Below are 7454 nucleotides of genomic sequence, written 5' to 3' on the forward strand. Positions count from 1 at the left end.
CCCCACCGGAAGACCGCCGGCTCGGCTCGAAGGTCATGCCCAGCCAGCGATAGCGGCCAGGACCGATCTTCTGGCCGAACATCGGCGGCAAGATGGAGGCGGCGATGCTGCCGAAGAAGATGATCGCCCAGATGGCAATGAAGATCGCGAAGAACAGATCGTCGGTGTTGAATGGCGCCTGCTGGTTGCGGGCCCCGCGCGCTTCCAGTTCTTCCGGATTGCCCTCCAGCACCATGACCATGTCGTCCACGGCCTTGGCTATGCCGCCGGAGAAGTCACCGGCGCGGAAGGCCGGCACCATGTCGTTTTCGATGATCAGCTTGGTGTGCAGGTCGGTCAGCGTGCCCTCCAGCCCATAACCGACCTCGATTCGCATCTTGCGATCGTTCTGGGCGACCAGCAAAAGCACGCCATTGTCCTCGCCGGCCTGGCCGAGCTTCCAGGCGCGGAACAGCCGGTTGGCGTAGGGCTCGATCTCCTCGCCGTCGAGGCTATCGACCGTCGCGACGACGATCTGGTCCGAGCTCTTGGCCTCGAAATCCGCAAGCTTCCGGGTCAGCGCCGCCTTGGTCGCGGCATCGATGATGCCGGCATTGTCGACGACCCGCCCGGTCAGAATAGGCAATTCGGCGGCGAGCGCGGTGAGGGGGAGGAAGAGGCTAAGGCAAAGCAGAACTAGAGTGACGCCTAGAAGCGAGAGGTTGGCACTCCGTCGCGCCCCCCTCTGTCCTGCCGGACATCTCCCCCTCAAGGGGGGAGATTGGATGTCATTCCTGCCTTCGCCAATCTCCAACGTTGCAAGATTGGCGGCGGGGTCGAAGCTGCAAATCTCCCCCCTTGAGGGGGAGATGTCCGGCAGGACAGAGGGGGGTGCTACGGAGTGCAAGGCCAATAGGGACCACGCTCACCAGCTGTTCGTCACCCGCCCTGCGTCGTGCCGAAATCGACCTTCGGCGTCTGCATCTTGTCTTCCTCGATGGTGAAGTTGGCGAACGGCTGATTGCCGCGGAACCACAGGGTTGCCCAAATCACCGACGGGAAGGTCTTCAGCGTCAGATTGTACTCCTGCACCGCCTGGATATAGTCGCGGCGGGCGACCGCGATGCGGTTCTCGGTGCCTTCGAGCTGCGCCTGCAGCGCCAGAAAATTCTGGTTGGCCTTGAGGTCGGGATAATTCTCCACCACTGCCAGCAACCGCGCCAGCGCGCTGGTCAGGCCGGCCTGGCTGTCCTGAAAATTCTTGACGGCCTCCGGATTGCTCAGCGTTTCCGGCGTCACCGTCACTTGCGTCGCCTTGGCGCGCGCCTCGACCACCGCATCGAGCGTATCCTTCTCGTGCGCGGCATAGCCCTTGACCGTCTCGACCAGATTGGGAATGAGATCGGCGCGACGCTGGTACTGGTTCAGCACCTGGCTCCATGCGGCCTTGGCGTTTTCCTCCGCCGTCGGGATGGTGTTGTAGCCACAGCCGGCAAGCAGCGGCAGCACGATCGCCATCATCAGCAAGGCTGGCAGGTTGCGGAAGACGAAAGGGGAGGAAAGACGCTGGGCAAGCATGGTAAGATCCCTCAATAAGACTGACAGGCGAAGCATTACCACAATCCGCGCGCAAGAACATGACCTCCGCCCGGAAGCGTTACTGGTTCTTTATCATTCGCTGCAAGGCCCTGTGATTGGCCGGGCGAACGGGTTAAAGTCGCCGCGAAAACAGGACATCGCCATGGCGGGACGCCAGGACAGCGACGACGAATCGCGCCGCATCATCGAGCGCGTGGCACGTGAGACCGACCCGGGCGGCACCTCGTTCATTGCGCGGACCGCGAAGGGCGCGCGCGATCACGTCGCAGCAGTGGATGCCGACCAGTCGGACCCGATCGAATACTGGGGCACGCGCATTGGCCGGGCGCTAGGGCTCATTATCGCCATTGGCCTGTTGATCTGGCTCGTGCTTTTCGTCAGCCAAAGTTAGGAACCCCGTGAGCACCGAAGAACACGACGCGCCGCGCGCGGTCATCGTCATTTCCAGCCATGTCGCGCGCGGCTCGGTCGGCAACCGCGCCGCGGTCTTTGCGCTGGAGACGCTGGGCTTTCCGGTGTGGGCGGTGCCGACCGTCATCCTGCCTTGGCATCCGGGCCATGGACGGGCGACGCGCATCGTGCCGCCACTCGATCAATTCAAGGCGCTGATGGCCGATCTCGAGCGCGCGCCGTGGCTTGGCGAGGTCGGCGCGGTGCTGTCCGGCTATCTCGGCGAAGGCGGCCAAGCCGATGCCGTCGCCTCGCTGGTCGGCGCGGTCAAGGCGAAGACGCCGGATGCCATCTATATCTGCGATCCGGTGATGGGCGATTCGGGCGGGCTCTATGTGCCGGAGGCGACCGCCATCGCCATGCGCGACCGGCTGATGCCGATCGCCGACATCGCCACGCCCAACCGCTACGAGCTGGAATGGATGGCGGGAGCGCCGCTGCCCGACCTGAAAGCGGTGATGGCGGCCGCCCTTCATGCCGGGCCACCGGCCATGCTGGTCACTTCGGCGCCGGCGATGATGGCCGGCGGCACCGGCAATCTGCTGCTCAACGGCAACCAGGCGCTGCTGGCCGAGCATCGCCTCATCGACAAGCCGCCCAATGGGCTCGGCGACCTGACGGCGGCCGTCTACCTGGCGCGCATCCTGTCCGGCCAGCCAGCGGTCAAGGCACTGCAGTCGACCACGGCGGCGGTCTACGAGATCCTGGCGCGCACCGCCAAGCGCGGCGGCGACGAATTGCAGCTCGAAACCGACGCTCAGAGCCTGTCGCACCCGATGGCGATGGTGCAGCTTCGCCATCTCCTGCATCCGGGGCGGGACAAAAGAGCGTGACTTCGGACGGCAGCCGCGTCCTTGTCGGTGTCGACGGCTGCAAGGCCGGCTGGATCGCCGTTCGCCGCGATCCCGGTTCGACACCTCGTAACCCGGGTGCTGCGCCCTCGGTAGCCGTTTTCCCCAGCTTCGCAGCACTGCTCGACGCATTGCCGGTCGATGCGACGGTCGCCGTCGACATGCCGATCGGCCTGCCGGAACTTTCGCAAAAGGGCGGTCGCGGGCCGGAGGCGCTGGTGCGGCCGCTGCTTGGTAACAGGCAGTCCAGCGTCTTCGCCATTCCTTCGCGTGCCGCGCTTTACGCGCATACGGATGGCTTCACCACGATCGAGGCCTGGTATGCCGCGCATCGCCAGGCGAGCGAAGTGGCGAAGGCGACCTCCGATCCGCCGCGCGGCGTCTCGATCCAGGCCTTCGGCATCTTTACCAAGATCCGCGAGATCGATGCCGTGCTGATCGCGCGTCCCGAACTGCGCAGCCGCGTCTTCGAATCGCATCCGGAAGTCGCCTTCTGCCGGTTGAATGGCGATCAGGCGATGTGTTTGCCGAAGAAGATCAAGGGCGCCATCAACCCGGCCGGCATGGCGGAACGCAAGGCGCTGCTTTGCCGGCACGGTTATCTCAGGGACTTTCTCGACCGGACGCCGCCGCGAGGCGCTGCTGCCGACGACTTTCTCGACGCCGCAGTGATGATGCTGATCGCCGGCCGCATCGCCGGCGGCGAGGCAAGGCCGTTTCCGGATCCGCCGCTCGCCGACCGTTTTGGCATCCCTGTGGCGATCTGGGCATGAATTTCCTCGCCTCATCTATCGGCAAGACAATCGCATTGGGCGAAGGCCCCTCGTCCGGCCCTTTCGGGCCACCTTCTCCCCGCCGGGGAGAAGAGGCTGGCACCGGCGCTTGCGACCTCTTCTCCCCTGGGGGAGAAGGTGGCCGTAGCGAAGCGGAGGCCGGATGAGGGGGCCTTCCAGCATGGCAACCACGTCCTCTGCGATTCGGCATTGCTCGCGACCGGCTTTTGCCGCTAGAGCCTTCCTGACTTAAAAAGAGCTGCCGCCTAACCCGGAAAGGCTCCAGACGCCGCCCATGCCTCATCTCCCTGATCATCTGCTCACCGGCTATCGCAATTTCATGAGCGGCCGCTATCTCGCCGAAAGCGGGCGCTATCGCTCGCTCGCTCGCGAGGGCCAGTCCCCCGAAACGATGATCGTCGCTTGCTGCGACTCCCGCGCGGCTCCCGAGGCGATCTTCGACGCTGGCCCCGGCGAGCTCTTCGTGCTGCGCAATGTCGGCAATCTGGTGCCGCCCTATGCGCCCGACGACCAGTTCCACTCGACCTCGGCGGCGCTCGAGTTTGCCGTGCAGAGCCTCAAGGTGAAGAACATCGTGGTGATGGGCCATGGCCGCTGCGGCGGCATCCGCGCGGCACTCGACAGCACGGCCGCGCCCTTGTCGCCCGGCGACTTCATCGGCAAATGGATGAGCCTGATTGCGCCGGCGGCCGAGACCGTGTCCTCCAGCACCTTCATGACGGCGACGGAGCGCCAGACCGCGCTGGAGCGCATTTCGATCCGCTATTCGATCGCCAATCTCAGGACCTTTCCCTGCGTCTCGATCCTGGAAGGCAAGGGACGGCTGTCGCTGCACGGCGCCTGGTTCGACATCTCGACCGGCGAGCTCTGGGTGATGAACAAGGAGACCGGTGACTTCGAGAGGCCGGAGATGACATAGGAGGATTGCATGGTATGCCGTTCGATCGCTTTGGCCGCAGCGGCGCTGCTGTTTTCAATCGTATCCGCCCGCGCCGACGACGGCGCGCTCATCGGCCGCTGGTATGCGGCGCTGCTGGTCGCCGATCGCACGGAATTGTCGGACCTGCTTGCCGATGACGTCCGGATTAAACTCGACGACCTCGGCGTCGTCCAGACCAAGCAGGAGTTCATCGCCTCGATCGACGAATGGAAAGGCGCTGTCGCCGGAGCCGAGATCCGGCATCGGATCGAGAAGACCGAAGGCGGCGTCACCACGGTGATCGCCTGCTATGATTTTCCCAAAAACGACATGCTGATGCAGGAAACCTTCGCCATCACCGACAACCAAATCACCGCCAGTTCGCAGGCGGCGATCGCGGAAAACTGCGACGGCTACTGAGAGGGTAGCAGCTGCGATATTGCGTGCGGCAAGCCAGCGCCTTACATCGGTGATGATCCCGCCCTGCCTCTACAGCCACTCAGCGAAAGCTCTCCCACTCAGCGAAAGCCCCTCTCTCAGCGAAAGACTGTCCATGCCGTCCACAAAAGCCGTCGACCTCGCCGCCCATCCGCTGACCACCTGGCAAGGGCCGCTCGGCCTGCCCGATTTCACCCGCATCGGCGACGGCGATTTTTCCGGGGTTTTCGATGCGGCATTGAAGGCGCATGAGACCGAGATCGAGGCAATATCAGGCAATGCCGAGACACCGACCGTCGAGAATACACTCGCCGCACTGGAGCTTGGCGGCGAGGCGCTCGACCATGTTTCGTCGATCTTCTGGTGCCGGGCCGGCGCTCACACCAACGAGGCGATCCAGGCGCTGGAGCGCGAGATCTCGCCAAAGATGTCGCGGCATTTCTCGGCGATCTCCATGAATGAGAGGCTGTTCGCCCGTATCGACGATCTCTACCAGCGCCGGGAAACCCTGAAGCTCGATGCCGAAACGCTGCGGGTGTTGGAAAAGACCTGGAAAGGCTTTGTCCGCTCCGGCGCCAAACTCGACGCCGAGGGCAAGAAGCGGCTGGCGTCGATCAACGAGGAACTGTCGTCGCTCGGCACGACGTTCGGCCAAAACCTGCTTGCCGACGAGCGCGACTGGGCGCTGTTCCTCGACGAGGCCGACCTTGCCGGCCTGCCCGAATTCCTGAAAAGCGCGATGGCGGAGGCCGCCGAGATGCGCGGCCAGAAGGGCCGCTATGCCGTCACCTTGTCGCGCTCGATCTACGAGCCGTTCTCGACCTTCTCCGAGCGCCGCGACTTGCGCGAGATCGCCTTCCGCGCCTTTACCATGCGCGGCCAGAATGGCGGCGCCACCGACAACACAACGGTAGTGCGCGATATGCTGCGCCTGCGCGCCGAAAAGGCGAAGCTGCTCGGCTACGCCTCCTTCGCCGCGCTGAAGCTCGACGACACCATGGCAAAGACGCCGGAGGCCGTGCACACGCTGCTCGACCCGGTCTGGGAAAAAGCCTTGGAAAAGGCCGCAAGCGACCAGACCGAGTTGCAGCGGCTGGCGGCCGAGGCCGGCAGCAACGAAAAATTCGCTGCCTGGGACTGGCGCTTCTATCAGGAGAAGCTGCGCGCCGAGAAGTTCGCCTTCGACGAGGCCGAGCTGAAGCCCTATCTGCAGCTCGACCGCGTCATCGATGCCTGTTTCGACGTAGCGACACGATTGTTCGGCATCACCTTCGAGGAGAAGAAAGGCATCGCCACCTGGCATCCGGACGCGCGTGTTTTCGTCGTCAGGAATGCAGATGGCAGCGAGCGCGGTCTGTTCCTGGCCGATTATTTCGCGCGGCCCTCGAAACGCTCGGGCGCCTGGATGAGCGCGCTGAAATCCGGCTACAAGCTTGGCCATGGCTCCAAGCCCGTCATCTACAACATCATGAATTTCGCCAAGCCGCCGGAAGGCGAGGCCGCGCTGTTGTCGGTCGACGAGGCAAAGACCCTGTTCCACGAATTCGGTCATGCCCTGCATGGCATGCTGACGGACGTCACCTGGCCGTCGGTCGCGGGCACCTCGGTCAGCCGCGATTTCGTCGAGCTGCCCTCGCAGCTCTACGAGCACTGGCTGACCGTGCCGGCGGTGCTGGAAAAGCATGCGCTGCATGTGAAGACCGGCAAGCCGATGCCGAAGGCGCTGGTCGACAAGATGCTGGCGGCGCGCACGTTTGGCGCCGGCTTCGCAACGGTCGAATTCACCGCGTCGGCGCTGGTCGACATGGCCTACCATGCGCGGCCGGATGCGCCGGACCAGCCGCTTCGTTTCGAAGCCGAAACGCTCGAGAAGCTCGATATGCCCGACACCATCGCCATGCGCCATCGCACCCCGCAATTCGGGCACATATTTTCCGGTGACGGCTATTCGGCCGGCTACTATTCCTACATGTGGTCGGAGGTGCTCGACGCCGACGCCTTCGCCGCCTTCGAGGAAACAGGCGACCCGTTCAATCCGGCGCTGGCCGAGCGGCTCAGAAAGAACGTCTATGCCGCCGGCGGCTCGAAGGACGCGGAAGAACTCTACACCGCCTTCCGCGGCAAGATGCCGTCGCCCGAAGCGATGATGGTCAAGCGCGGGCTGGTCTGAACAACGAAGCTGCCAATCTCACCCCTTGTGGGCAGGGCTATGGCAGGTGGAAAGCCACGGCTTTCGCTCTACGATGCACCCCCACCCCTAACCCCTTCCCACAAGGGGGAAGGAGACTTCCGCTAGCGCTGACCTCGACAAATTGCCTGCCTTTCGGCACCAAAGTGGAGGCGCGCGGCAGCGTTCCCTCCCCCTTGTGGGGAGGGTTAGGGTGGGGGTCCATCTTCGAAAGAATCCAAATGCGACTGCCTGCC

The 7454-nt window shown here is 64.1% G+C and carries 8 protein-coding genes; 6 read left to right on the forward strand and 2 right to left on the reverse strand.

Going from position 1 to position 7454, the window contains the following annotated elements:
• A partial coding sequence (locus EOC93_RS31475) for a YgcG family protein (RefSeq protein WP_164759359.1) occupies positions 1–751 on the reverse strand: 751 nt, incomplete at its 3' end.
• Between the two features lie 167 nt (positions 752–918).
• Positions 919–1557, reverse strand: coding sequence for a LemA family protein (locus EOC93_RS31485; protein WP_127206568.1), 639 nt, complete (start codon positions 1555–1557; stop codon positions 919–921).
• A gap of 163 nt (positions 1558–1720) precedes the next feature.
• On the opposite strand from EOC93_RS31485, the gene EOC93_RS31490 reads away from it, so the two are divergent.
• From EOC93_RS31490 to EOC93_RS31515, 6 genes are all read left to right on the forward strand, one after another.
• The gene (locus EOC93_RS31490) at positions 1721–1969 is read left to right on the forward strand and encodes a hypothetical protein (protein WP_095485035.1); all 249 of its coding nucleotides are present in this window, start codon (positions 1721–1723) and stop codon (positions 1967–1969) included.
• Positions 1970–1976: 7 nt separating this feature from the next.
• A complete protein-coding gene (gene pdxY / locus EOC93_RS31495) occupies positions 1977–2861 on the forward strand; it encodes a pyridoxal kinase PdxY (RefSeq protein WP_095485034.1) in 885 nt (294 codons plus the stop codon).
• The gene (locus tag EOC93_RS31500; protein ID WP_095485033.1) at positions 2858–3652 is read left to right on the forward strand and encodes a DUF429 domain-containing protein; all 795 of its coding nucleotides are present in this window, start codon (positions 2858–2860) and stop codon (positions 3650–3652) included. The genes pdxY and EOC93_RS31500 overlap by 4 nt, the downstream gene beginning before the upstream one ends.
• 295 nt (positions 3653–3947) lie before the next feature.
• Complete coding sequence (locus EOC93_RS31505; protein ID WP_095485032.1) at positions 3948–4592, forward strand: carbonic anhydrase; 645 nt, start codon at positions 3948–3950, stop codon at positions 4590–4592.
• Between the two features lie 9 nt (positions 4593–4601).
• Positions 4602–5012, forward strand: coding sequence for a hypothetical protein (locus tag EOC93_RS31510; RefSeq protein ID WP_095485031.1), 411 nt, complete (start codon positions 4602–4604; stop codon positions 5010–5012).
• A gap of 133 nt (positions 5013–5145) precedes the next feature.
• Positions 5146–7200: a M3 family metallopeptidase gene (locus tag EOC93_RS31515; protein ID WP_127206569.1), complete on the forward strand. Its 2055-nt coding sequence runs from the start codon at positions 5146–5148 to the stop codon at positions 7198–7200.
• Positions 7201–7454: the final 254 nt, after the last annotated feature.

The organism is Mesorhizobium sp. M6A.T.Ce.TU.002.03.1.1, from assembly GCF_003997275.1.
Classification (GTDB): domain Bacteria; phylum Pseudomonadota; class Alphaproteobacteria; order Rhizobiales; family Rhizobiaceae; genus Mesorhizobium; species Mesorhizobium mediterraneum.